Genomic DNA, 25,051 nt, shown 5'->3' with positions numbered 1-25,051 from the left:
GTTCAGCCGGCGACCGAGGACACCAGCTCTCCCGCGAGATCGTCGCCGGAGTCTCCGGCGGCCCAGCTCAGCAGGGACCGCGCGGTGGTGTGCCGGGCCGCGTCGCTCCGCTCGCCGAGGATGACCCCGAACAGCCGGTGGCCGTCCTGGTCGGCGACGAACGCCAGGCAGTAGCCCGCCTTGATCGTGTAGCCGGTCTTCAGGCCGATCGCGCCGTCGTCGAGCAGGGTGTTGCTGTTGCGCCAGACATGGGCGCGGTGGTTGCGGCTCTTGGTGACCGACCGCTTGCGGGTCTTGGCGACCGCCGCGATCACCGGGTCGCGCATCACGACCTGCGCGAGCGCGACCTGGTCGGCGGCCGTCGAGTACGCGCTGGACGGGAGGCCGTCGGGGTTGGCGTAGCGGGTGCTCGTCATCTTCAGCCGGCGGGCGGCGTCGTTCATACCGGCGACGAACTTCGGGATGCCGGGGCCGTACCGCTGCGCGAGCGCGTGCGCGGCGTCGGCGCCCGAGGGGAGCATCAGGGCGTAGAGCAGGTCGCGGACGGTGAGCCGTTCGCCGGGGCGCAGGCCGGCGTGGCTGGCCCCGTTGGCCGCGGCGTACCGCACGTCGGCCTTGGTGATGGTGATCACGTCGTCGAGCTTCGCCCGCCGCCGCACGACGTACGCGGTCATGACCTTGGTGAGGCTGGCCACGGGCACCCTGCGCGTCTGCCGTTTCGCCAGCAGCACCGTGCGGGCGGTGGCGTCGACCAGGTACGCCTCGGCGGCCGTCACCGAGGGGGCGTCGTCAATCGGGGCGGCACCGGGTGGGATGACGCCGGGTGGGATGACGCCGGGTGGGATGACGCCGGGTGGGATGACCGCGGCGTACGCGCCGGCGGGAAGGGCGATGGGAAGCGGGCCGGTCAGGAGGAGGGCGGCGGCCAGTGCGCCGATCAGCCGGGTACGCATCCCGTTATGATCCCATGCCCGCACTGCCGGCCGGAGCGTTCCCACGGCGCCTGCGCCACATGACGAGGGCGGCGACGCACGCGGCGACGAGCACGGCGACGCCGGCCGCCGTGACCGGCGAATGGGCGGCCAGGGCCAGCCAGGCCCAGATGAGCGAGTAGAGCCCGAACGACGTCACCGGCACCCAGGTCAGGCAGCCGAGCGCGCTGGCCGCGACATACCAGCGGTAGTCGACCCGCAGCGCCCCGGCGACCCACGGCAGCGTGTGCCGCAGGCCCGGCACCCAGAAGCAGCCGTAGACGGCGAAGGCGCCCCAGCGGCGGACCAGGCCCTCGACCCTCAGGATGCGCTCGCGGCCGATCCGCTGCCCGGCCCTGGACCGGTACAGGGCGGTGCCCAGCCGCCGGCCCACCCAGTAGTACACCTGGAACGCGCCGAACAGCGCGACCGCGCCGACGGCGACGACCAGCCACAGGGGCAGGCCGAAGAGCGAGGCCGACGTGGGGTCGGGGATCCGCACGTGCTCTCACCGCCAGGGGGCCGCATCGATAAGGGCGGGCTTACCTTAACGGGTGACGACACCTTCCTTGCAAGTGAGCGTCAACCGGAGTTCAACCCACCTTTCGTACATCTTGAACGCACGAAAGGGGAGAGGGTGATGAGTCCGCGAGGAAGTGTGGCATCGATCGTGGCCTGCGGCACAGCCGCCGCGGTCCGGCTGCTCGTCCTCACCCTCGCCATGACCGCGATCTATTCCGGGGCGATCCAGGCGGTCCCGGGCGAGCGGTCAACCGGCGACGGGGCCGGGACGGGGACGACGGCGTCCTCCACGGGAACCGGCCCCGCGGGCGAACCGGCGAGCGGCACCGCGCGTCTGGCCGTGCGGATGTCCACCACAGGGGCCTTCGCGGACTCCGCCCTCCTCCCCGGCACCACGCGCGCCGCCGGCGCGCGGACGCACCGCTTCAGCGGACCGAACCTGAGCGGACCGAACCTGAGCGGACCGAGCCTGAGCAACTGAGCGTGAGCGGGCCGAGCCTCAGCGGGCCGGGTCGCTGAGAGCCCGCCGGGCGTCGTCGACCCACCGGCGCACCCCGACCCGCTCGGCCACGGCCAGCGCCTTCTCGTAGTGATCGGCCGCCGGGAGGCCCAGCCGTACGGCGAGGTCGCCGAGGGTCCGCGCCACCGGCCACAGGGCCACCACTCCCGTCCCGGCCCCCGCGATCCTGTCGGCGAACGGCACGAGCTTCTCGTACGCCTCCCGCATCCGGCCCTCGTCGTCCAGCATCATGCCGGCGAGTGCCCGCCAGATCAGGGCGAGCTCATAGAGGAAGTCGGTCCGCACGGGCTCGCGGACGGCGGCGACGGCCCGCGCGTCCCGCGAGTGGCCGGCGGAGGAGAGCGCCACGGCGTAGGCGTCGAGGGTCCACTTGGCGCCCCGCTGATGGGCTTCGCCCAGCGGCTCGGCCATCTCGGCCGCGCGGCCGTCCACCAGGTGGAGACAGAACGTCGCGATCAGCGGCAGGTCCTGGCGGCCCTCCAGCATCCCGGCCCTGGCCGTGAGCCTGGCCGCGTTGCGGTAGGCCCGCTCGGCCCCGGCGTAGTCGCCGGTGATCATGAGACGCTGCCCGGCGTACCACGCGCCGACTGCGGCGGGGGCGGGCAGGTCGTATCTGCGGCCCAGCCGTTCGGCCTGCGCGAGATGCTCGTCGGCCTCGTCGAACGCGCCTCGGGCCGCCGCGCACTCCAGCAGCACCAGGTGGGCCAGCGTCCGCACCGAGATCTGGCCGGACTCGGCTCCCACCCGCAGCAACTCCCGGCCGATCGTCTCGCGCTCGTCGACCTGGGTCAGCGTGTACGACTGGCGGAGCCGCCCGCTGAGCGCCATCGCGAGCAGCGCCGGGTCGCCGCTCGACCTGGCCAGCTCCTCGGCCTCCAGCGACGCCTGGTATCCGCGCTCGGTGGCCGACCCCTCCAGCTCCAGCGCCAGCGTGGCGAGCAGGCTGGCGCGCAGTGACTGCTCACCCGCCGGGAGCTCCACGAGCGCCTTCTCGGTGACGTCGACGATCTCCCAGGCGGTCCTGGTGAAGTCACGCGCGATGCCCTTGTGGGGGACGGCGAGCGCCGCCGCGACGCGGGCGGTCAGCTCCAGGTCGCCCAGCGGCAGCGCGACGTCCATGGCGTCGCGGCGGGTCGCGCGGGCGGCCGTCATGTCGCCGCAGAGCGCCAGCGCCCGGATCAGCCGGAGCTGTAACTCGAGCCGGTCGCGGACCGGCCCGCCGCCCGAGTGGGCGCGGTCGAGGGCGGCGATCGCCTGCTGCCACAGCGAGGCGGCCTCGCGGTGGGCGAACCGCCGCTCGGCCTGCTCGGCGGCCAGCCCGATGTACCGTACGGCCTTCGCCGCGGTGTCCACCGTGCCGGCGGCGTCGTAGTGGTGGGCCAGGGCGGCGACGTCGCCGGGGCTGCGCTGCTCGATCACCGAGGCGACCGCGCCGTGCAGCCGCGACCGGCGCAGCCGGGAGGCGTCCGAGTAGATCGTGTCCCGCACCAGGTCGTGGTCGAACCTGAGCATGCCGGGACCGGGCTCGGTCACCAGCCCGGCGAGCAGGGCGGCCTCCACCGCGTCGACGACGGTGTCCTCGTCGCCGGAGACGTCCACCAGCACGTCGACGTCCACGTCACGGCCGATCACGGCCGCCTGGAGCAGCACCTGCTGCGCCCGCTCGGGCAGCCGGGCGATCCGCCGCCGCAGCACGTCGCGGACCCCGGACGGCACCTGCGAGATGTCCGCCTCGGCCTCGAACAGCCGGGCCGTCTCCTTGGCGAAGAAGGGGTTGCCCCCGGACCGCTCGATGATCGTGTGCACGACCTCGTCGTCGACGTCCCGCACGCACGTCGCCCGCACCAGCTCCGCCACCGCGGCGTCGTCGAGGCCGTCGAGGCCCACGCGCACCGGGTCGAGCCGGGCGAGGGCGGCCAGCACGTCCTGCTGCTGGTCGTTCAGCTCGCCGTCGCGGAAGGTCACCACCAGCAGCACGCGGCTGGCCGCCAGCAGGCTCGGCAGGGCCCGCAGCAACGCCAACGTCTGGTCGTCGGCCCAGTGGAGGTCTTCGAGCACGATCAGCAGCGGCGCCTCCCTGGCCACCCCGGACAGGTAGCCGCCGACCGCCCGGTGCAGGCGGAAGCCGCCCGACGCCGCGTCGTCGGCCGTGTCGGGCGCGGCGTCGTCGAGGAGCGGCGCGAGCAGCGCGCCGTACTCACCTGGGCCCCGGCGCGAGACGAGCGCGCGCAGCACCTCGACCCACGCCCAGCCGGGCGGGGTGCTCGTGCTGTCGGGGCAGCCGCCCGTGACCGCCGTCCAGCCCTCGCCCTCCAGCCGCCCGATCAGCCGCCGCACCAGGGTGGTCTTGCCCGCCCCGGGGTCGCCGTTGACCACGGCCACGCAGAAGCGGCCCGTCTGCGCCCGCGGGGCGGCCGCGGCGAGAGCGGTCAGCTCCGCGTCGCGCCCGACGAACGGCTCCGGCTCCAACGGCGGCACGTCCCCGCTCTCCACCGGCCGGGGCGGCCAGGTGGCGGCGACCTCGACGGGCCGCCGGGGCACGGGCAGGACGAGGTCGAGCCCGGGATCCTGGGACAGGATGTCCGACTCCAGCTTCCGCAGGGCGGGCCCGGGGTCGATGCCCAGCTCGTCGGAGAGGATCGTCCGCGCCCGGCGTAGCGCGGCGAGCGCGTCGCCCTGCCGCCCGCACCGGTAGAGGCCGAGCGCGAGCAGCCGCCAGCCCTCCTCGCGCAGGGCGTGCTCGGCGGTGAGCGCCTCCAGGTCGGGCACGGTCTCCGCGTGCAGGCCCAGCCGCAGCCCGGCGTCCGCGTGCCGCTCCCTGGCCACCACCCGGAGCTCGTTCAGCCGCGCCACCTCGGACTCGGCCCACGGCTGCTCGGCGAACTCGGCGTACGGCGTGCCGTGCCACAGGGCGAGCGCCGAGCCGAGCCTGGACCGGGCGGCCTGCGGGTTGTCGTCCAGCCGCTCCCCGGCCGTGCGGACCGCGGCCTCGAAGCGCAGCGCGTCCACCTGCTCGGGCCCGGCCCGCAGCGCGTAGCCGGAGGCGACGGTGACGAGAAGGCGGTTCGGCCCGCCGCGGGGACGGTTGGGCTCCAGCACCCGGCGCAGCCGGGAGATGTAGACCTGCAGGCCGGACTGCGCGCCCTTGGCGGCGTCGTCGTCCCACAGGTCGAACAGAAGGGTGTCGAACGGCACGACCTGGCCGCGGGCGACCAGCAGGCGAGCCAGGACGGCGCGCTGCCGCAGACCGCCGAGATCGAGCTCGTCTGCCCCGTCGTGTGCCCCCACCGGCCCCAGAACCCGGAACGCGACCGTGCTCACGGGGCACTCATCCACTGCCGCGCGTGGTGCCCGCCGGCTGCTTTTCGCCGCTCCATGTCAGCCGCAACCGTATGCGCGCTCACGAAGCGCGCACAAGCCGTTTGACAACCCGGACCCCTACTCTCTCGTCGAGAGATTTTAGGGAGCTCCGTGGGCCACCGCCCCACAGGGGCACAGGGGTGGCCGCCCACAGGGTCGTCACAGAGTCGTCACAGGGGCGTCACAGGGCCCGGCTGCGGTCCGCGGCGAGAGCGGTGCCCGCGCCGGCCCCGCCGGCCCCGTCGGCGCCGTCGGCGCCGTCGGCGCCGGTCGCGCGCGCGTCGCGCCGGCGGAGCAGCGCCCACCCGCCGAGCGCGAGCCCGCCCCAGGGGATCTCGATGGTGTACGTCCAGAAGCCGAAGAGGACGGCGGCGGCCGTGGCGCCGCTCGCGGGCTGGCCGAAGGCGCCGATCAGCAGGGCGGCGACGCCGCCCTCCATGATCCCGGCGCCGCTGGGGGTCACCAGGGCGGAGGTGAGCACCCGGCTCAGGGCGAAGACGGCCACCGTCTCCGCCGGGCCCGGGTAGGAACCGGTGGCGACCAGGCAGCAGGCCATGATCAGGCACTGCAGGGCGAGGAACGCCACCATGCCGAGCGACAGCCCGGGCCACCGCCGGTGGACGATCTCCGCGGTGTCCCGCCGCAGCCGCTCGATGGCGCCGGACACCGCGTGTTCCGCGGGACGGAACCGGGCGGGGCCGAGCCGTACGAGGCGGTCGAGCGAGCGGCCGAGCAGATCGGCGGCGCGGTCCCAGTAGAGGGCCGCCGCGACGACGGCGACCAGGACCAGGATCGACACCGCGCCGACCCACCCGGCCTTCGCCACGGTGGGGTTGGTGGCCCGGCCCGCGACGAGCAGCCCGAGGATGCCGACGGCGGGCAGGATGAACCGGAACAGGGAGTTCCAGATCCCGGTGACCAGGGTGTAGACGACGATGGGCCGGTTGGCGAAACCCCAGCCGCGCGTCATCCCGAAGGTCACCGCCACCCCGGCCGCGCCGCCGAACGGCAGCAGGTTGCTGACCGCGCTGCCCGCCGCGTTGAGCGTCAGGGCCTGCGTGTGCGTCAGCCCCGGCAGTGCGGAGGTCATCACGAAGGTGTACGCCCACAGGCTCGCCAGCCACAGGACGGTCATCAGCGCGATGGTCTGCCAGCCGAGCCGGCCGAACTCGTGGCCTATCTCGTGCCAGCTCACGGTCGCGCCGGTCAGGCCGTGCACGATCTGGGGGAGATAGACGACGAGCACCACGGCGAGGGCGAGCGACACCGCCGACAGCGCCGCCTGCAGCCATTTCCTTTTCACCGTGATGGTCCCCCGTCCGCGTTCCCGTCGTCTCCAGTCTGCCGGGACCCTATCGGGGGGACCTCCTCCGGAGGGAGGATCACACCCCTAGGGGCCGGGGGTCGGGGCCCGGGGTCGAGGGTCAGGGGTTGTCGAACGGATGCCGCAGCCGGGTGCCCCTTGGCAGGCCGCGGCGTACGTACCACTCCGTGCCGAAGACGAACCGGTAGGCGGGGGCGGGGATCTTCATCATGGCGCCCAGGGTGCGCTCGCCGTCGCCGCCGGTGGCCTGAGTGGCGTGGGCGGCCATCGAGGCCCGCTTCGCGCGGGTGTGCCTGCGGACGTTGATCCGGTGGGTGATGGCGTCTCCGGGCGAGTACGCGCTCTCGAAGCTGCGCACGTCGATGGCGGGATAGAACCGGGCCGCGAGGCGCACGCCCCGCAGGAGCAGGTCGCGGTCGACCGTCGCCTCCAGCACGATCGGGGTCCCGGCGATCTCCGCAGCCCGGCGGCCCACGCGGTGCACCTGCACGTGGTCGGGGTGCCCGTACCCGCCGGCCGGATCGTAGATCGTCACGAGATCGGCCGCCTCCTCCTTCAGGACCGAGGCCAGCCGCTGCGCGGCCTCCTCCAGGTCGGCGTCGATGAACGCGTTGTCCGGCCGCTCGTCCGCCATGCCCCCGTCGACGGACAGCCCGGAGTCGCCGTACCCGAGCAGGACGACGCGGGCGCATCCGAGCGCCGCCGCCGACCGGTAGAGCTCGTTCGTCCGGGTGCGGCCCAGCTCGTTGCCCTTGGGCAGGTCGGCCAGGCCGCGTTCGCCCGCGGTGGCGACCACCAGCACGACCCGGTGGCCCTCGGCCGCGAGCATGGCCATCGTCCCGGCCGTGAGCAGGGCCTCGTCGTCGGGATGGGCGTGGAAGAAGACCGCCGTCTTCATCGCGTTCATCGCGTCCCAAGGAACGTCGTCATCGTTCACCACCAGCGTTTCGTCCGCGCTTCCGGCCATGATCCCACGTCGCGCCGGGCCGGCGTCGGCCCCCTCCCCGGTGATTCGCCGGTGGTTTGATGGCCGTGGCCCACTCTGCCAGTCTGGCTTGGTGAGGATTCTCCACGTCAGCGACTGCTACCTGCCGCGGCTTGGCGGCATCGAGGTCCAGGTCGCCGATCTCGTGCGGGCCCAGCGCGAGGCGGGCCACACGGTCGAGGTGGCGACGGCGACCCCGGGGGAGCCGCTGCCCGGCGTGCACCGGGTGGTGGCGCCCGTCCCCTTCGAACTGCCGGTGCATCCGCGTGGCACGGCCCACCTCGTCCGCCTGATCGCGGCGCGCCGGCCGGACGTGGTGCACGTCCACGCGGGGGCCGTGTCGCCGTTCGCGTGGATGGGCGTCCGGGCGGCCGTACGGACGGGGGTGCCCGCGGTCGCGACGATCCACAGCATGTGGGACCCGGTGACCCGGGGGATCTACCGCACACTGGAGACGCTGTACGGATGGCGCCGCTGGGGTCTGGTCCTCACGGCGGTAAGTGAGGCGGCGGCGCGTCCCATCCGCAGGGTTGCCGGGCCGGGGGTGCCGGTGCAGGTCGTCTCGAACGGGCTCGACGTCGCCGCCTGGCGCCCGTCAGCCGCCGCCGGGCCGGAGGAGGGCGTCCACCTCCTCGCGGTCGGCAGGCTGGCGCCGCGCAAGCAGCCGTTGCGCCTGCTCAAGCTGCTCGAAGCCGTACGGCAGCGGGTGCCCGCGGAGATCGCGATGCGGGCCACGATCGTGGGGGACGGTCCCGCGCGCGGCCGGATGGAGCGGCACATCCGCGCGCGGCGGCTCGACTGGGTGTCGCTGCCCGGCCGGTTCAGCCGGGAGCAGATCAAGGAGGTGCTCGCGTCGGCCGACGTCTTCGTCGCGCCGGCGCCGCGCGAGTCGTTCGGGCTGGCCGCGCTGGAGGCGCGGGCCGCGGGGGTGCCGGTGGTGGCGCGGGCACAGAGCGGGGTGGCCGACTTCGTCGGCCCCGGCAAGGAAGGGCTGCTCGGCCGCACCTTCGATGACCTGGTCGCGGCCGTCGCGCGGCTCGCGCGGGACGCCGACCTGCGCGGGTCGATCAAGGAGCACAACCGGGCGACCGAGCCGGTCGCGTGTTCCTGGCCGGCCGTGCTCGCCGGTTTCGCCCGTTGTTACGAGCTGGCCCGCGGCTGAACGGCTCACGCCGGAAATGTCGCGGGGGAGCGCCGGGCGCCGGTCAGAACGGGAGGACCCGCCCCGACGGGGTGCGCAGGTCGACGGGCTCCGGGGTTCTCGGCGGTCGCGGCCGCTGCACGGTCTGGACCCTCTTCATTCAGCCCTCCTTCATCGGATGACGTCATGATTCCCAAGAAAGGGTCAGGATTACCCTTCGGAGGCCAGTTCTCGTACTTGTAACATGCGGCGTTCGTCAGGCCCGGAAACCAGGCCCGGAAACCAGGCCCGGAAGCCGGGCCGGAAACCAGGCCCGTAACCGGCCCGGGACGGCTCCGGACCGGCCCGTGAACCGGCCGGGGTCAGTCAGCTGTCAGTCGGTCGCGGATCAGCCGCCGATCAGCCGCCGACCAGTCTTCAGCACAGCAGTGTCAGCCCGCCGTGGTCCCGGTGACGAAGCCGGCGACCGCGTCGGCGAAGGCCGCCGGTTCCTCGATGTGGCCGAAGTGCCCGCTGCGCTCCAGCACCACCAGACGAGAGCCGGGGATGCCCCGGTGGAGCTCCTCGGCCCAGCGGGGGCCGCAGATCACGTCGTGCCGGCCCACCACGACCAGCGTCGGCACCGAGATCGAACCGAGCGCGTCCCTGTCGTCGACCATGTCGGGGACCATCCGCTCGTCCAGCCCGGAGATGTACGTCCCGTGGATGGACGGCAGGAGCGGGAGGAACTCCTCCTCGCGGCCCCAGAAGTCCGCCATGTAGGCGGGAACGATGCCGCGGACGGCCCGGGTCATCCCCTCGTCGTCCGACAGGGATCCCAGCGACCGCCACACGTCGAGGACGTCGTCCAGGCCGGGGTTGCCGGCGCTCCGGCGGGCGAACTCCTCCATCCTGGCGTTCGCCTCGGCGAAGTGCTCGGGGCCGGTCACCGGGGCGCTGTCGTACAGGACGACTCCGGCCAGCCGGTCCGGGCGGGTCAGGGCGTAGTGCTGGGCGACGAAGCCGCCGTGCGAGTGGCCGAGCAGGTGGACGGCGGGTACGCCGAGGTGGTCGATCAGCCCGTCGAGCGCCTGGGAGTACCGCGCGCGCGTGTAACCGTGGGGGTGGGACGGCAGGCGGTCCGACCCGCCCGTGCCGACCGGCTCGACGTAGACGACGGTGACGTGCTTCTCGACCTCCGGCATCCGCAGGTCCTCCCAGGAGATTCCGGGTCCGCCGGGGTGGGCGAGCAGCACCGGGCCCGTCCCGGCCGAGTCGCCGGCGGTCTCCCCGGCCGCGTTCCCGGCCGCGTTCCCGGCTACATAGCCGGCCGGCTTTCCGGCCACGTGGTAGCGCTGGGCGACGCCGTCGACGACGACGGTGTGGGCGCCGGGGGAGAGGGGCGAGGTGTCCATGGTTGTCTCCGATCGCGATTGTGCGCTGTGCGCCCGCACGATGCGTGGAGAAGCCCGAAGTTCGGTCGCCGGCCTGTGATTCGGGTCACCTTCCCCGGATCCGGTGTGCCCGGGTGAGGACGGCGCGCGTCACGACCGGGCGGGTCAGGACGGCGCGGGGTGGAACAGCCGCAGCCGCCGCACCCGGCTCCCTTCCAGGAACATCAGCCACGTCACCGCGGGCGGGCAGTGGGCCGGATCGTCGGGCGGGCTGGTCATGTCCATCTCCCAGATGATCAGGTCACGGGCGGCGACGGTGTGCCTGAGCCGCTGGCGTACCCCCGCGGCCAGATCGCACTCCATGCCGCGGACCGCGAAGTCGCGTCCGCCCCGCTCGCCGCCTCCGCCGCGTAGCTCCATCTCCGGCCACCAGCGGTCGGCGACCACCTCGGCGAATGCGCCGCGCTCGGCCGCGGCGAGCGTCTCGAGCCCCTCCCGGTGGCGGGCGGCGGTCAGCCGGGCCGCGTCGTCGTGCGCGGCGTCGGCCGTCGCGAGCAGGGCGCGCGCCATCGTGGCCCTGGCCTGGGCGAGCCGGCTGCGCACGGTGCCGATCGGCACCTCGCACGCCGCCGCGATCTGCTCGTACGAGGTGACGCCGGTGAAGTGCCGGAGAGTGAGGGCCAGCCGGAGCTGCGGGGACAACTGGCCGATCGCGTGCCAGATCCAGTCGCGAAGCGCGTGGCCGTCGAGCGCCCGCTCCGGCGACGGCACACCCGGCTGAGGGTCCGCCGGGCGGGCCCACTCCTCGTCGAAGGGAACGTCCGCGGTCGCCCGCAGCCGCATCCGGCAGGAGTTGCGCACGATCGCCCGCAGCCACGGCCCGACCGCGGCGGGGTCGCGCACGTCGCCGATGCGGCGCAGCGCGACCAGCGCGGCGTCCTGCACGACGTCGTCGACATCCGGCCGCAGTCCGAGCAGGCTCAGCGCGACCGCCCGCATGCCGGCCTGGTGACGCTCAAGCAGCGCGCCGAGCGCGGCCACCTCTCCGGACTGCGCGGCCCTCGTCAGCTCGGCGTCGGTCAGCGTCTCACCCGGCATCGGTCCGTCCCCGTTCCGGCGGCCTCCCGGGACCGCCCCCCGATCGCCGGTGGGGCCGCGCGGGCACAGCTTAGGCGATCGCCGCGGGGCGCAGATCAGCCGGTCCGCCGCAGCCCGGCGGCCACCTCGGCGTACGTGGCCAGGACGAGCTCCCAGAACCGCGGGGCGTCGAGGGACGTGCCGACGAGGGCGTTCGGGGTGCGGCCGGCCAGATCGAAGTCGACCACGGACATCCCGGAGGTGAGACGACCGGCGGTCTCGATCTCCACCACGGCCGGTTCCACCCGGACGAGCGACGGGTCGATGAGATAGGCGACGGCGCAGGCGTCGTGGACGGCGGGACCCTCGTCGGCGGTGACCATGCCGTAGGACTCCACGCAGGGGACGAGCAGGTCGGCGCCGAGCGGGCCCATCGTCCGCATCCGGTCGACCACGGCTCCGGTGGCGAGGGCGCTCCTGGTCACGTCCAGGCCGATCATGGTGACCGTCCAGCCGGCCGCGAAGACGATCGCGGCCGCCTCCGGGTCGGCGGCCATGTTGAACTCCGCGGCCGGAGTCTTGTTGCCCCGCGTCCAGGATCCGCCGAGGATCACGAGTTCACGGGCCCACTCGACGACCCGGGGCTCCCGCCGGACGGCCAGCGCCACATTGGTCAGCGGTCCGATCGCGACCAGGGTGATCTCCCCCGGCGCGCCGCGCAGCGTGTCCACGATGTGGTCGACCGCGTGGCCGGGGGACGGCGGGAGCGCGGGCGGCGGCAGCCGCGCGTCGCCGAGGCCGCTGTGGCCGTGCACGTCGGCCGCGTCGATCGGCGCGCGCAGCAGCGGCCCCGCGCAGCCCGGCACGACGGGGATCTTGGGGAAGCCGAGATACTCCCGCAGCGCGAGCGCGTTGCCCGTCGTGCGCTCCAGGGGCACGTTGCCCCCCACGGTGGTGATGCCGACGATTTCCAGCGCCGGGCTTCCGTGCGCCAGGACGATCGCGAGGGCGTCGTCGATGCCGGGATCGCAGTCGATCAGGACCTGCTTCACGGCGGCAGCCTAGCTTCCCGGTTTCCGCCGGCGCATCGGGCTATCTGATAAGCACGGGGTGCTGGATTTGGTGGCGTTTCCCCAGTGCACCCGCGATCTGGCGTTCCATGTGCCGCGCGCGTTCGTGGTCCCCCCGCTCCGCCGCCGCCGACGCGAGATCGCGAACCGTGCGGAGTACGGCTCCGGCCACCTCCTGCAGATGCGTTTCCCTGGCCCACGTCTCGCTCATCGGATCGAGCCCGAGAACATTCAGCATGGCGCGCACCGAACGGCATCTGGTGTGCGCGCTTTCCCGATCTCCGGCGGCCTGCGCGGCGTTGCCCGCCCCCACCTCCGCGTGCACGGCGGACAGCGCCTGCGGCACGTTCAGATCGCCGTCCATCGCCTCGGTGAACTGCGGCGGAAGCTCGCGCCCGACGTCCGCGCCCACCCGCAGCACGAACCGCTCGATCCGGCGGAAGGCGGCCGCCGCCTCCTCCACCGCCTCGACGGAGAATTCCATCGGTGACCGATAATGCGCGGACGCGAGATAGTAGCGGAGTTCCACCGGCCGGACCCGGTCGAGCAGGGCGGCGACGGACAGCGGGTTGCGCAGTCGCTTGCGTATCTTCTCCCCCTTGTGCGTGACCGGCCCGTTGTGCAGCCAGAAACGGGCGAACGCGTCTCCCGCGGCCCTCGACTGGGCCATCTCGTTCTCATGGTGGGGGAATATGAGATTGGCTCCGCCGCCGTGGATGTCGAATTCCTGGCCCAGATATTTGCGGGCCATCGCGGAGCATTCGAGATGCCATCCGGGGCGTCCCTCGCCCCACGGCGAATGCCACACCGGCTCGCCCGCCTTGGCCCGCTTCCATAATGCGAAGTCGCGTGGGTCGCGCTTCCCCCGGTCGTGCTCCTCGGTGATTCTCATGTGCCGCGTGCGCTGCCGGGAAAGGGACCCGTAGCCCGCGTATGAGTCGACCGCGAAATAGACGTTCCCATCGGACTCGTACGCGTGCCCGGCGGCGACGAGTTGCTCGACGAGCTCGATCATCTCGGGGATGTGCCCGGTGGCCCGGGGCTCCACGCTGGGCGGAAGACAGCCGAGCGACGTGTACGCCCGCGCGAAGGACCGATAGACGGGGTTCGTGAGCCGCCACCAGGGGGTGCCCTCCGACAGCGACCTGGCGATTATCTTGTCCTCGATGTCGGTGACGTTGCGGCACAGCAGCACGTGGTATCCGCTCTGTTTGAGCCACCGGTTGAGGATGTCGAAGTTGACCTGCGACCGTATCTGTCCGACATGCGGCGGTGTGACGACGGTGGGGCCGCAGAGATAAATCGACACCATTCCCGGAATTCGTGGAATGAATTCACGGACGGCTCGGCGGTGCGTGTCGTAAAGGCGAAGACCCACCTAGCCCAGGGTAAGCGACTAATCCCGTCGCTGTCGATAGCGCGGGCGCGCGGGCGCCCGCACATCGGGAAATGCGCATTGTGAGAGCGGTAATAAGGGGCGGTGATGCAGGGAAGTCCCCGGCCGGAACGCTCAGCGGCGGATGACGTGGAGCACGGTGGCGATCCGCTCGGCGGCGGTGACGACGTCGGAGGCGTGCCCGATCCGGCCGGCCCAGGACAGCCAGTACCACCACTCGCCGTCGTTGGCGTTCGAGGCGAGGACGTCCTCCGCCATCGTGGGCTCCAGGGGGTTGACCACGCGCAGGCGAGGGTAAAGACCTGCGGGCGCCGACAGGCGCACCTGGAACGAGTGGGCCTCCAACTGGGCGGCGAGCCGCTCCAGATGGTCCATCGCCTCACTGCGATCTGTCTTCATGGTGGCCTCCGGGGGGACGTGTGGACCTTTCATCCGAAAGGGTGAACCCGCGAGCGACCGACCGGCAATCGCGCCGAAACCGCGAAACCGTGCAACAACCAGGGAAGTCGCCGGCATTCCGTGGAACACCAACGGGTCCGGGGGCACGATGGGATAACGGTCCGGGGGGCTTGGGTGCCTGCCGGTTTACCTTGGGGAAATATCCGTAAAGGCGAGACGGCGACCGCGGAGGGCGCACACATGGCCCGTGGAGAACACGCACCCTCATGTGCCCGCAGGTGGCGCGAGCAGGCCGAGGCCCGGCAGTGGACGCCGTGGCAGACGGCCCAGGCCATCCACGGCTGCTGCGGCGTGAGCCTGCTGAAGGCCCACCGCCTGTCCCGGGGATGGTCGGCGCGGCAGGCCATCGAGGAGCTGGAATACCTCTGTGAGCAGCAGTCGCTCGGGCTGCCCCGCGCCAGCATCGACCTGCTGAACGCCTGGGAGAACAACCGGGCGCGTCCCCGCCCCCAGACGATCGACCTGCTGGCCCGTCTCTACCGGGCCAACGCCGTCCGGCTGGGGCTGGCCGCGGACTACTGCGACGACCCGGGCGGCCAGAAGATCGTCGTGGTCGGCCCGGGACAGGCCGAGGAGACGGCCGGGACGGAGGATCTGACCGCGGACGACGCGGAGCGCCGGGCCCTCTTCCACCAGGCCATGCTGGCGGGCGCGCCGAACGGCCGGTTCTTCGCCGAGGTCGAGGGCATCCGGCACGACCTCGACCGCACCCTGGCCACCGGATCGGTGAACGAGGACCAGCTCGACCGGCTCGACGAGCAGGTGCTGCGCTACCGCCGTGAGTACATGACGACCCCGCCGACGCCGATGCTGTGCCGGGTCATGCTGGAGATCTCCGACGTGCGCAGGCTGAGCGCGGCCCGGCAGCCGTCGTCGGTGCAGCGGCGCCTGCTCACCGCGACCACCATGCTCACCCTGCTCGCGGCCGACGCCCTGATGAAACTGGGCGACACCCGTCAGGCCCACGCCTGGTACGGCACGGCCCGCGCGGCGTCCGACGACGTCGGTGACCTGCGGCTGCGCGCCCTGGTGCGGGCCCAGCAGACGATGCTGCTCTATTACTACGGCGACCTGAACGAGACGGTGCGGCTGGCCAGGGAGGCCAGGATGCTGGCCGGGTCGGCCCCCAGCTCCCCGGCCGCCCTGGCGGCGGCGGCCGAGGCCCGGGCGCTGGCGCGGATGGGAGACGGCAAGGCGGCCAGGATCGCCCTCGCGGAGGCCGAGCAGATCTTCGCCCGCATGCGCGGCATGAGCCAGGACGACCTGGCCTTCGTCTTCACCGAGAAGCGCATGATGTTCTACCGCACCGGCACGCTGATCGAGCTGGGCGACGCCCAGGAGGTGCCGGCCGCGACGGACGTCTTCCCCTCGGGCTTCCACACCATCGACCCCGCGCTGATCATGCTCGACCAGGCCAGCCATCTCGCCCGGCACGGCGAGATCGAGGAGGCCTGCCGGATCGCGGTGGACGCGCTGCGGCAGGTGCCGGCCGAGCACCGCACCTCCATCGTCGTGACCCGGGCCAGGGCGCTGCTGGCCGACGCCGACCCCGGCCTGTCCGCGGTCCGCCGCCTCAGACGGGTGCTCGCCGAGTCGTCGCCCCGGCTGGCGTCCCTCGTCCCGCCCGGAATCGCCGGCCTCGTGTCCACGATGGAAGCCCTCTAGTGGCGGCCGTGCGGACGGCGGGCCGGCCGCTGGCGGAGGAGGCGTTCGGGGTTCTGCGCGAGGTCTGCGCCCAGGTGGGGCTCGACGCGGGAGGCGCCCGCCTCATGCGGCTGCGCAGCAACGCGGTGTTCAAACTGCGCGGTGAGCTGGTCGTGCGGATCGCGACCGCGCCCGACGCGCTCACCCGGCTGCCGGTCGTGCTCGCGGTCGCCCGCTGGCTGTCGGACCGCGGTTTCCCCGCGGTCCGCCCCGCCGACGAGATCCCGCACCAGCCGATGGTCTACGAGGGCAGGGCGGTGACCTTCTGGCGCTACGTCCAATCGCTGGGGCGGCCGACCACCCGGCAGCTCGGCCGGGTGCTGCGCACCCTGCACCGCGAGCCGGTGCCGCCGATCGGGCTGCGGCGGCTGACCGACCCGCTCGCCGAGGTCAGGCAGGCCGTCTACCGGGCGGAGGTGCTCACCACCGGCCAGCGGTCGTGGCTGAGCGACCGCATCGAGGACCTCACCGTGCGCTGGCGCGAGCTGGAGTCCGGCCCTCCGGTGCTCCTGCACGGAGACGCCTGGATCGACAACCTGGTGCGCCGCCGGGACGGCCACGTGATGCTGCTCGACTGGGACGGCGTGGCGGTGGGCCCCCGGGAGTGGGACCTCGTGCACACCTATCACGGACAGCGCCGGTTCGGCCTGTCGGCGGACGACGTCGACGACTTCGCCCGCGCCTACGGCTCCGATCTGCGGCTGTGGCCCGGATACGCGACCCTGATGGAGATCAGGGACATGTACGCGGTGGGGATCCACATCCGCAACGCGTCCGGCGACCCGTTCTCCCGTCAGGAGCTGCCGCGCAGGCTCGACTCCCTGACCCGGGGGGACGGCCACGCGCGGTGGTACATGGCGGCCCCCGTGTAGGCCCCCCCGTGTAGGCCCCCCCGTGTAGGCCCCCCCGTGTAGGCCCCCCGTGTAGGCCCCCCGTGTAGGCCGCTTTACGGGCAGCCGCGTGGGCCCCCGCATGGGCCCTGAATGGCGGCCCAATCCTGCGGCGGCTTCACGGCGCATACCGAGAGCTAATGCTGGGTACTCTCCGTACAGGCTGCGAGTGTCGCAGTGGAGTTCTACGAGATTTTCCAATAGCGCACTCGGAGGGGTCTCCTCCGACAGCGGGCGTACTTGCTTTTCCTGCGTTCCACGCGGATTGCGCAGTGGTGTCCGCTGCGCGGCCTCGTGTTTCCGGACCTGGGAACACGATGTGGCATCCGAAAAAGGAGAAGCAGTTGTCTGAAGGCACTGTCAAGTGGTTCAACGCCGAAAAGGGCTTCGGTTTCATCGCTCCGGACGACGGGACCGCTGACGTGTTCGTGCATTACTCGGCGATCAACTCGAACGGTTACCGCAGCCTCGACCAGAACCAGCGGGTCAGCTACGTGACCGTACAGGGGGACAAGGGCCCGCAGGCCGAGCAGGTCACGCCCCTTTAATGGCCCGGCTGATGGTCCGGCCCGGACGCGCGCCGTCCGGGCCGGACGTTTTACCCGTCCTTGACGGGGCAGCCCGACGGGTCATGAGACTCAGCATGACCTCGGATGTGTGGTGGAAGAACGCGGTCGTGTACTGCCTCGACATCGAGACGTACGCCGACGGGAACGCCGACGGGATCGGAGACTTCCGGGGCGCGATCCAGCACATCGATCACCTCGACCGGCTGGGTGTCACCTGTATCTGGCTGATGCCGTTCTTCCCCACTCCCGACCGGGACGACGGATACGACATCACCGACTTCTACAGTGTCGATCCGCGACTCGGGACGCTCGGCGATTTCGTGGAGTTCATGCAGGTCGCCCGCGACCGGGGCATCCGAGTCATCGCCGACCTGGTGGTCAACCACACCTCCGACGAGCACCCCTGGTTCAGGGACGCCCGTTCCGGCCGGGACGCGCGCTACCGAGACTGGTACATCTGGTCCGACGAGCCGGAGCCGGACGACCCCAAGGGCATCGTGTTCCCCGACAAGGAGAACAGCCTCTGGGAGTACGACCAGAAGACCGGCCAGTACTACTTCCATCGGTTCTACCGGTTCCAGCCGGACCTCAACACGTCCAACCCCGAGGTGCGGGACGAGATCGCCAGGATCCTCGGCTTCTGGATGGAACTCGGGCTGTCGGGGTTCCGGGTCGACGCCGTGCCGTTCCTGGTCGAGCAGGTCACCGAGGCCGGGGACGGCAGCCTTCCCGACCCGCACGAGTTCTTCGCCGCTCTGCGGGCGTTCATGAGCCGCCGGGACGGCAGCGCGGCCCTGCTCGGCGAGGTCAACCTGCCGTATCCCGATCTGATGAAGTATTTCGGCAACGACCTCGGCGACGAGATCACGATGTGCTTCGACTTCATCGGCATGCAGCGGATGTACCTCGCGCTGGCCCGCGGGGACGTCCGGCCGCTCGCCGAGGCGCTGAACGAGCGGCCGCGACCGCCCAAGGACTGCCAGTGGGCCACGTTCGTCCGCAACCACGACGAGCTCACCCTCGACAAGCTGAGCGACTCCGAGCGCGCCGAGGTCTTCGCGGCGTTCGGCCCCGACGAGGATATGCGGCTGTACGGCCGGGGGCTGCGCCGCCGCCTGCCCACCATGCTCGGCGGCGACATGGACCGGATCAAGATGGTCTACAGCCTGCTGTTCTCCCTGCCCGGCACGCCCGTGCTCTTCTACGGCGAGGAGATCGGCATGGGGGAGAACCTGGAACTGGAGGGCCGCCAGGCCGTCCGCACCCCGATGCAGTGGACCCCGAACCGCAACGGCGGCTTCAGCCGCGCCGACCCGGCCAAGGTCCGGATCCCCATGCCGTCGGGGGAGTACGCCCCCGAGAAGGTCAACGTCAGCGCCCAGCAGCGCGACCCCGGCTCGCTGCTCGTGTGGATCACCCGGCTGATCCGGAACTATCGCGACTGTCCCGAGCTCGCCTGGGGCGACCACTCCGTGCTCGACACCGGGACGACGGCCGTGCTGGCCCACCGGGCCGACTTCGAGGGCGAGACCGTCGTCGCCGTGCACAACTTCGGCGAGGCCGAGGCGGAGGTGGAGCTCACCCTGGCCGGGATCGACTCGTCCAGAGTGCTGACCGATCTGCTCGTCGACGGAACCATCGAGATCTCCGGCGACGGGCGGGCCAGGTTCGGCCTCGGCCGGTACGGTTGCCGCTGGTTCCGGGTGTCGACCCCCGAGACGGCCCCGGCGGACTCCGGGGACGTCGACTAGGGGACGCCTCAGGGACGCCTCGGGTGGATCTCCGATGGGCCGCCGGCGTCGCCATGGCCATCGTGAAGAGCCATGGGGATGTTGTTTGGATTTGTCGTCATCGGCTGGGGCGTCGCGGGAATGCTGGCCCTGCACCTGTTGTCGGGTCTCGACCCGCTCCACCACATGATCAGTGAATATGTCTTCACGCCGCAGGGCTGGCTGCTGCCCATGTCGCTGGCGCTGCTCGCGGCCGGTTCGGCCGTGCTCGCCGTAGGGCTGGCGCGGCTGGACCGCCGGGTCGCGGGGCTGGTGGGGGTGTGGAGCGGGTGCCTGCTCCTGGTGGCCGGCTTCCCGACCGACCGGCCGGGCATCTCGCTGTCGATGTCCGGCGGCATCCACAGATATGCGGCGTTCGCCGCCTTCGTGAGTGTGCCGCTCGCGGGGCTGCTCGTCTGGCGGGCCACGGGAGCCCGGCTGGTCCGGCTGCTGAGCGCCGTGGCCGTGGTCTCCCTCGTGCTGGTGCTCCTGCCGTACGGCGTCAGGTTGCTGGGCCTGGATCCGGGTGCGATCCCGGCCGGTCTCACCCAGCGATTGACCGTGATCTCCGAGGTGGCCGCGCTGCTGGCGATGGCCGTCGCCGCGGGCGGCGTGCGGCCGGCGGCGCAGAGGAACGCGCTGTCGGGCACACGGACGGGTGTGCGGACGGGTGTGCGATCGGGCGTGGGGAGGGAACGGACGGCGTACGCGGCCCGTCCCCTCCGCACCCTGACGTCGGAGTGGACGTCGGAGTGGACGTCAGGGGTGACGTCAGAGCCGGCGTCAGATCAGGCCGAGGGCCTGAACGGCGTCGCGCTCCTCGACCAGCTCGTTGACCGAGGCGTCGATGCGCTGACGGGAGAACGCGTCGATCTCCAGCCCCTGCACGATCTCCCAGCGTCCGTTCCTGGACACGGCCGGGAAGGACGAGATGAGCCCCTCGGGCACGCCGTAGGAGCCGTCGGACGCCAGGGCGGCGGACGTCCAGTCGCCCTCAGGCGTGCCGAGCACCCAGTCGTGCACGTGGTCGATCGCGGCGTTGGCGGCGGAGGCGGCCGAGGAGGCGCCCCGGGCCTCGATGATCGCGGCGCCGCGCTTGGCGACGGTCGGGATGAAGGTGTCGCGCAGCCACTCCTCCTCCACCTGCTCAGCGGCGATCTTGCCGCCGACCTCGGCGTGGAAGAGGTCGGGATACTGGGTGGCGGAGTGGTTGCCCCAGATCGTCATCTTCCTGATCTCGGTCACCGGGACGCGCAGCTTGCCCGCGAGCTGCGAGAGCGCGCGGTTGTGGTCGAGGCGCGTCATCGCGGTGAACCGCTCGGCCGGCACGTCGGGGGCGGCCGACCGCGCGATGAGCGCGTTGGTGTTGGCCGGGTTGCCCACGACGAGCACGCGGATGTCGTCGGCCGCGTGGTCGTTGATGGCCTTGCCCTGGGGGCCGAAGATGCCGCCGTTGGCCTCCAGGAGGTCGCCGCGCTCCATGCCCTTCGTACGGGGACGGGCGCCGACGAGCAGCGCGACGTTCGCGCCGTCGAAGGCCCTGGCCGGGTCGTCGGAGATGTCGATGCCCTCAAGGAGAGGGAACGCGCAGTCGTCGAGCTCCATCGCGGTGCCCTCGGCCGCCTTCACGGCCTGCGGGATCTCCAGCAGGCTCAGCCGCACGGGAGTGTCCGCGCCCAGGAGCTGTCCCGAGGCGATGCGGAAGAGCAGCGCGTAACCGATCTGGCCGGCCGCGCCGGTGACGGTCACTTTGACGGTCATGACGATCCCCATTCGCGATATGTGTGACTCACGGATGTTACCCGCCGGAAGCGCCGCCACCGGGATCAGGTGGTCGTTCCGGAAGGGTTCCGGGCGTGCCTCAGACCGGTAATACGTGAAACTTTCACGAAACATAGAGGTGAATTCCGCTGTAACACGAGGATGGAATCCCTGCTCGGGACCACTGGAACGGGGGGACCGGAAGATCGGCCGGGGTGGGGGGTTGACCGGTCCCTGTACGGCGGTGAGGGCCGTGCCTATGGTCTGTGGGAGCGCTCCCAGCGCAGTTTTCCACGCCAGGAGGACCTTCCCGATGAGATCCACCCCCCGTCCGGGAGCCGCGCGCTCCTCGGTGCGCCGCGGCCTGGTCGCGGCGGCCGTGCTCGCGCTCGGTTCGACGGCGGCCGTAGCCACCGCCACATCGGCGAGTGCCGCGGTCGCCTGCAAAGTGACCTACAGCGCCAGCGAGTGGCAGGGCGGAATGTCCGCCAACCTGACTATCCAGAACTTGGGCGACGCTCTCAACGGCTGGACGCTCACGTTCACCTTCCCCAACAGCAGCCAGCGGGTCAGCCAGGGCTGGTCGGCCACCTGGAGCCAGTCGGGCAGCAACGTCAGTGCGGCCGCGCTCGACTGGAACAAGTCGCTGTCCGGCGGCGCGTCGGCGAGCATCGGCTTCAACGGCAGTTGGAGCGGCAGCAACCCGGCACCGACCGACTTCAAGATCAACGGCGTCGCGTGCAACGGCACCCCGCAGAACTCGCCGTCCTCGTCCCCGACGAGGTCGCCGGACACGTCGCCTTCGCCGCGCACGTCCCCGAGCACGTCGCCGTCGGCGAACGTGTCGCCGTCGGTGTCGCCCTCCGCTTCTCCGTCGACGTCCCCGAGCACGCAGCCCGGCACCCACGTCGACAACCCGTACGCCGGGGCCACCGGCTACGTGAACCCGGACTGGTCGAGCAAGGCCGCCGCGGAGCCGGGCGGTTCCCGGGTCTCCAACATCTCGACGGGCATCTGGCTGGACCGGATCGCGGCCATCGAGGGCTCCTCCTCGGCCATGGGTCTGCGCGCGCACCTCGACGAGGCCGTCCGTCAGGACGCGGCCAACGGCTCGGCGCCGCTGACGGTCGAGTTCGTCATCTACAACCTGCCGAACCGCGACTGCTCCGCTCTCGCCTCCAACGGTGAGCTGCTGATCTCGGAGAACGGTCTCGCCAGGTACAAGACGGAGTACATCGACCCGATCGCGCAGATCATGTCGGACTCGAAGTACGCCAACCTGCGCATAGTCACGGTCGTCGAGATCGACTCGCTGCCGAACCTCCTCACCAACACCAACCTGCCGAAGTGTGCTGAGGCGCAGTCGAGCGGCGCGTACGTCCAGGGCATCCAGTACGCCCTGAACAAGCTCCACGCGATCAAGAACGTGTACACCTACCTGGACGCGGCGCACCACGGCTGGATCGGCTGGGACACGAACTTCGGTCCGAGCGCCGACCTGATGGCGAGCACCGCGCGCGGCACGACCGCCGGCTACGCCAGCGTGGACGGCTTCATCACCAACACCTCCAACTACTCCGCGCTGAGCGAGCCGTACTTCAACATCAACACCACGGTGAACGGCACGACGGTGCGGCAGTCGAAGTGGGTCGACTGGAACTACTACGTCGACGAGCTGACCTTCGCCCAGGCGTTCCGTAACCGGCTCATCCAGGCCGGCTTCCCGTCCACCATCGGCATGCTGATCGACACCTCCCGCAACGGCTGGGGCGGCTCGGCCCGGCCGACCCGCGCGAGCACCTCGACCGTGCTGGACACCTTCGTCAACGAGTCGCGCATCGACCGCCGGATCCACCCCGGCAACTGGTGCAACCAGTCCGGTGCCGGCATGGGCGAGCGGCCCAAGGCGAGCCCGGCCGCGGGTCTCGACGCCTACGTCTGGATCAAGCCCCCGGGCGAGTCGGACGGCGCCAGCTCGCAGATCGCGAACGACGAGGGCAAGGGCTTCGACCGGATGTGTGACCCGACCTACACGGGCAACGACCGCAACGGCAACAACCTGACGGGTGCCCTGCCGAACGCGCCGCTCTCCGGCCACTGGTTCTCGGCCCAGTTCCAGCAGCTCATGCAGAACGCCTACCCGCCCCTTTCCTAAGGGACCGTCTCCCAAGAGATCGTTCTCCAAGAGATCGCGGTAGGACCGCACCGTGACGAGCCCCGCCGGCATGCCGGCGGGGCTCGTTCCACAAGGTCACAAGGTGCGGAAAGCAAGGCAAGCGTGCGACCAGGGATCACCTACAGGAAGGCGCGATTGTGAAGCCCGTGTTCCGGCCATTGGCCGGCCTCCGATTCAGGCGCGGAGCCGCCTGGATCGTGAGCCTGCTCTGTTTGATGTCATTGCTCCCGGCCACCGCGGCGCGGGCGGACAATCCGATCGTTCAGACGATTTACACGGCCGATCCGGCCCCGATGGTCTACAACGGGCGGGTCTACCTCTACACCGGTCACGATGAGGACAACTCCACGTACTTCACGATGAAGGAGTGGCGGGTCTGGTCGTCGGCGGACATGGTGAACTGGACCGACCACGGGTCGCCGTTGAACATCGCGAGTTTCTCCTGGGCGAAGTCGGACGCCTGGGCGGGTCAGGCCGTCTACCGCAACGGCAAGTTCTATTGGTATGTCCCGATGACGGTGCGGGCGACCGGTGCGATGGGCATCGGCGTGGCGGTGTCGGACAGTCCCACCGGGCCGTTCAAGGACGCCATCGGGCGTCCGCTGGTCAGCAACGGGCAGATCGACCCCACCGTGTTCATCGACGACGACGGGCAGGCCTACCTCTACTGGGGCAACCCCGACCTGTGGTACGTCAAGCTGAACGCGGACATGGTCTCCTACTCGGGCAGCCCCACCAAGATCAACCTGACCACCGCGGGCTTCGGCACCCGTACCGGCACCGCGAACCGTCCCACCCTGTTCGAGGAGGGACCCTGGGTCTACAAGCGAAACGGCCTGTACTACATCGTGTTCGCGGCCAAGTGCTGCTCGGAGTTCATCGCCTATTCGACCGCGCCCGGCCCGACCGGCCCGTGGACCTACCGCGGCACGATCATGCCGACCCAGGGAAGCAGCTTCACCAATCATCCGGGTGTGATCGACTTCAACGGCGGTTCGTATTTCTTCTACCACAACGGGGCACTGCCGGGCGGCGGCGGATACACCCGGTCGGTCGCGGTGGAGAAGTTCGCCTACAACGCCGACGGCACGATCCCGACGATCAACATGACGACGACGGGGGCGCCGCAGATCGGCACGCTCAACCCGTATGTCCGTCAGGAGGCCGAGACGATCGCCTGGGAGTCGGGGGTGGAGACCGAGCCGGTCACCGGCGGCGGGATGAACGTCGGCTTCATCGAGAACGGCGACTACGTCAAGGTCAAGGGTGTGGGCTTCGGGTCCGGCGCGTCGTCGTTCAACGCCCGGGTGGCCTCCGCGAGCAGCGGCGGCAAGATCGAGCTGCACCTCGACGGGGTCAACGGCACCCTGGCCGGCACGTGCACCGTCCCGGGGACCGGCGGCTGGCAGACCTGGACGACGGTCACCTGCCCGGTCAGCGGCGCCACCGGCACCCACGACCTGTACTTCAAGTACACCGGCGGCAGCGGCAACCTGTTCAACGTCGACTGGTGGCAGTTCAACGGCGGCGGAGCGTCGCCGAGCCCCTCGCCCAGCCCCTCGCCGTCCGCGAGCCCGAGCGTGAGCCCGTCCGCGAGCCCGTCGCCCTCCGTGAGCCCGAGTGCGAGCCCGTCGGCGAGTCCGAGTCCGAGTGTGAGCCCGTCGCCGCCGGGCAACGGCGGCGCGTGCGCGGCGACCTACAACACGGTCAACTCGTGGTCCGGCGGCTACCAGGGCGAGGTCACGGTGACCGCCGGCAGTTCGGCGGTCAACGGCTGGACCGTCAAGTGGACCCTCAGCGGAGGCCAGTCCATCACCCAGGTCTGGAACGGCACGCTGAGCACCAGCGGCTCCAACGTGTCGGTGAGCAACGCCTCGTACAACGGCTCGCTCGGGGCGGGCGCGTCGACCACGTTCGGCTTCCTCGCCAACGGCACCGCGTCGACCCCGACCGTCACGTGCACCAGCCCGTGAGGGTGACGCGG

Annotated in this window: 19 protein-coding genes and 1 pseudogene; 9 read left to right on the top strand and 11 right to left on the bottom strand. The window is 71.5% G+C overall.

Annotated features, from left to right (window positions below; all coding sequences use genetic code 11):
* Nucleotides 1-2: 2 nt before the first annotated feature.
* Both JOL79_RS04680 and JOL79_RS04675 read right to left on the bottom strand, forming a co-directional pair.
* Complete coding sequence (locus JOL79_RS04680) at nt 3-953, bottom strand: D-alanyl-D-alanine carboxypeptidase family protein (RefSeq protein WP_210154401.1); 951 nt, start codon at nt 951-953, stop codon at nt 3-5.
* A 4-nt stretch (nt 954-957) separates the two neighbouring features.
* Complete coding sequence (locus tag JOL79_RS04675) at nt 958-1,473, bottom strand: DedA family protein (RefSeq protein WP_210154400.1); 516 nt, start codon at nt 1,471-1,473, stop codon at nt 958-960.
* 156 nt (nt 1,474-1,629) lie between these two features.
* Between JOL79_RS04675 and JOL79_RS04670 the strand changes: the two genes are divergently transcribed.
* Nucleotides 1,630-1,974, top strand: a complete 345-nt coding sequence (locus JOL79_RS04670) for a hypothetical protein (RefSeq protein ID WP_210154399.1) — start codon at nt 1,630-1,632, stop codon at nt 1,972-1,974.
* Between the two features lie 18 nt (nt 1,975-1,992).
* On the opposite strand, the gene JOL79_RS04665 is transcribed toward JOL79_RS04670, so the two are convergent.
* The 3 genes from JOL79_RS04665 to JOL79_RS04655 all read right to left on the bottom strand — a co-directional run bounded on the left by JOL79_RS04665 (nt 1,993) and on the right by JOL79_RS04655 (nt 7,664).
* The gene (locus JOL79_RS04665; RefSeq protein ID WP_210154398.1) at nt 1,993-5,334 is read right to left on the bottom strand and encodes an ATP-binding protein; all 3,342 of its coding nucleotides are present in this window, start codon (nt 5,332-5,334) and stop codon (nt 1,993-1,995) included.
* A gap of 220 nt (nt 5,335-5,554) precedes the next feature.
* Entirely contained in the window at nt 5,555-6,676 is a 1,122-nt protein-coding gene (locus JOL79_RS04660) for a lysylphosphatidylglycerol synthase domain-containing protein (protein ID WP_210154397.1), read from the bottom strand.
* 121 nt (nt 6,677-6,797) lie between these two features.
* Nucleotides 6,798-7,664, bottom strand: a complete 867-nt coding sequence (locus JOL79_RS04655) for a PIG-L family deacetylase (RefSeq protein WP_230984220.1) — start codon at nt 7,662-7,664, stop codon at nt 6,798-6,800.
* A gap of 91 nt (nt 7,665-7,755) precedes the next feature.
* Here JOL79_RS04655 and JOL79_RS04650 point away from each other — a divergent pair, with 91 nt between their 5' ends.
* Nucleotides 7,756-8,844: a glycosyltransferase family 4 protein gene (locus tag JOL79_RS04650; RefSeq protein ID WP_210154396.1), complete on the top strand. Its 1,089-nt coding sequence runs from the start codon at nt 7,756-7,758 to the stop codon at nt 8,842-8,844.
* A gap of 410 nt (nt 8,845-9,254) precedes the next feature.
* On the opposite strand, the gene JOL79_RS04645 is transcribed toward JOL79_RS04650, so the two are convergent.
* The 5 genes from JOL79_RS04645 to JOL79_RS04625 form a co-directional block, all read right to left on the bottom strand.
* Nucleotides 9,255-10,217: an alpha/beta fold hydrolase gene (locus JOL79_RS04645; protein WP_210154395.1), complete on the bottom strand. Its 963-nt coding sequence runs from the start codon at nt 10,215-10,217 to the stop codon at nt 9,255-9,257.
* 144 nt (nt 10,218-10,361) lie between these two features.
* Nucleotides 10,362-11,294 (bottom strand): RNA polymerase sigma factor, encoded by a 933-nt coding sequence (locus tag JOL79_RS04640; protein ID WP_210154394.1) that lies wholly within the window; start codon nt 11,292-11,294, stop codon nt 10,362-10,364.
* Nucleotides 11,295-11,389: 95 nt separating this feature from the next.
* Nucleotides 11,390-12,325, bottom strand: a complete 936-nt coding sequence (locus JOL79_RS04635; RefSeq protein ID WP_210154393.1) for a nucleoside hydrolase — start codon at nt 12,323-12,325, stop codon at nt 11,390-11,392.
* A gap of 40 nt (nt 12,326-12,365) precedes the next feature.
* Nucleotides 12,366-13,721 carry a cysteine--tRNA ligase gene (gene cysS, locus JOL79_RS04630; protein WP_210154392.1) on the bottom strand — a complete coding sequence of 452 codons (1,356 nt, stop codon included), beginning with the start codon at nt 13,719-13,721 and terminating at the stop codon, nt 12,366-12,368.
* A gap of 132 nt (nt 13,722-13,853) precedes the next feature.
* Nucleotides 13,854-14,138 carry a hypothetical protein gene (locus JOL79_RS04625; protein ID WP_210154391.1) on the bottom strand — a complete coding sequence of 95 codons (285 nt, stop codon included), beginning with the start codon at nt 14,136-14,138 and terminating at the stop codon, nt 13,854-13,856.
* A gap of 240 nt (nt 14,139-14,378) precedes the next feature.
* Here JOL79_RS04625 and JOL79_RS04620 point away from each other — a divergent pair, with 240 nt between their 5' ends.
* The 5 genes and pseudogenes from JOL79_RS04620 to JOL79_RS35735 form a co-directional block, all read left to right on the top strand.
* Nucleotides 14,379-15,863, top strand: coding sequence for a helix-turn-helix domain-containing protein (locus tag JOL79_RS04620; RefSeq protein ID WP_230984218.1), 1,485 nt, complete (start codon nt 14,379-14,381; stop codon nt 15,861-15,863).
* Nucleotides 15,863-16,774, top strand: coding sequence for a phosphotransferase enzyme family protein (locus JOL79_RS04615; protein WP_307848310.1), 912 nt, complete (start codon nt 15,863-15,865; stop codon nt 16,772-16,774). Before JOL79_RS04620 ends, JOL79_RS04615 begins: the two co-directional genes overlap by 1 nt.
* A 362-nt stretch (nt 16,775-17,136) precedes the next feature.
* Complete coding sequence (locus JOL79_RS04610; RefSeq protein ID WP_210154390.1) at nt 17,137-17,340, top strand: cold-shock protein; 204 nt, start codon at nt 17,137-17,139, stop codon at nt 17,338-17,340.
* A 95-nt stretch (nt 17,341-17,435) separates the two neighbouring features.
* Nucleotides 17,436-19,112 (top strand): alpha-amylase family protein, encoded by a 1,677-nt coding sequence (locus JOL79_RS04605; RefSeq protein ID WP_230984217.1) that lies wholly within the window; start codon nt 17,436-17,438, stop codon nt 19,110-19,112.
* Between the two features lie 72 nt (nt 19,113-19,184).
* A pseudogene (locus tag JOL79_RS35735) lies at nt 19,185-19,670 on the top strand (DUF998 domain-containing protein); the annotation flags it as partial.
* A 243-nt stretch (nt 19,671-19,913) separates the two neighbouring features.
* Here the strand turns inward: JOL79_RS35735 and JOL79_RS04595 are convergent.
* Nucleotides 19,914-20,891 (bottom strand): malate dehydrogenase, encoded by a 978-nt coding sequence (locus tag JOL79_RS04595; RefSeq protein WP_210154388.1) that lies wholly within the window; start codon nt 20,889-20,891, stop codon nt 19,914-19,916.
* A gap of 313 nt (nt 20,892-21,204) precedes the next feature.
* On the opposite strand from JOL79_RS04595, the gene JOL79_RS04590 reads away from it, so the two are divergent.
* Nucleotides 21,205-23,046: a glycoside hydrolase family 6 protein gene (locus JOL79_RS04590; protein ID WP_210154387.1), complete on the top strand. Its 1,842-nt coding sequence runs from the start codon at nt 21,205-21,207 to the stop codon at nt 23,044-23,046.
* Between the two features lie 236 nt (nt 23,047-23,282).
* Nucleotides 23,283-25,040 carry a family 43 glycosylhydrolase gene (locus JOL79_RS04585; protein WP_230984215.1) on the top strand — a complete coding sequence of 586 codons (1,758 nt, stop codon included), beginning with the start codon at nt 23,283-23,285 and terminating at the stop codon, nt 25,038-25,040.
* The last annotated feature ends 11 nt before the right edge of the window (nt 25,041-25,051 follow it).

The sequence above is a fragment of the Microbispora oryzae genome, from assembly GCF_017896165.1.
Classification (GTDB): domain Bacteria; phylum Actinomycetota; class Actinomycetes; order Streptosporangiales; family Streptosporangiaceae; genus Microbispora; species Microbispora oryzae.
This window is presented reverse-complemented; position numbering and strand designations above follow the sequence as displayed.

Bases quoted from the DNA above. Each gene is read 5' to 3' on its own strand.
- JOL79_RS04680 (WP_210154401.1), bottom strand. From the start codon at position 953: ATGCGTACCCGGCTGATCGGCGCACTGGCCGCCGCCCTCCTCCTGACC.
- JOL79_RS04655 (WP_230984220.1), bottom strand. From the start codon at position 7,664: ATGGCCGGAAGCGCGGACGAAACGCTGGTGGTGAACGATGACGACGTT.
- JOL79_RS04645 (WP_210154395.1), bottom strand. From the start codon at position 10,217: ATGGACACCTCGCCCCTCTCCCCCGGCGCCCACACCGTCGTCGTCGAC.
- JOL79_RS04640 (WP_210154394.1), bottom strand. From the start codon at position 11,294: ATGCCGGGTGAGACGCTGACCGACGCCGAGCTGACGAGGGCCGCGCAG.
- JOL79_RS04625 (WP_210154391.1), bottom strand. From the start codon at position 14,138: ATGAAGACAGATCGCAGTGAGGCGATGGACCATCTGGAGCGGCTCGCC.
- JOL79_RS04620 (WP_230984218.1), top strand. From the start codon at position 14,379: ATGGCCCGTGGAGAACACGCACCCTCATGTGCCCGCAGGTGGCGCGAG.
- JOL79_RS04605 (WP_230984217.1), top strand. From the start codon at position 17,436: ATGACCTCGGATGTGTGGTGGAAGAACGCGGTCGTGTACTGCCTCGAC.
- JOL79_RS04595 (WP_210154388.1), bottom strand. From the start codon at position 20,891: ATGACCGTCAAAGTGACCGTCACCGGCGCGGCCGGCCAGATCGGTTAC.
- JOL79_RS04590 (WP_210154387.1), top strand. From the start codon at position 21,205: ATGAGATCCACCCCCCGTCCGGGAGCCGCGCGCTCCTCGGTGCGCCGC.
- JOL79_RS04585 (WP_230984215.1), top strand. From the start codon at position 23,283: ATGTCATTGCTCCCGGCCACCGCGGCGCGGGCGGACAATCCGATCGTT.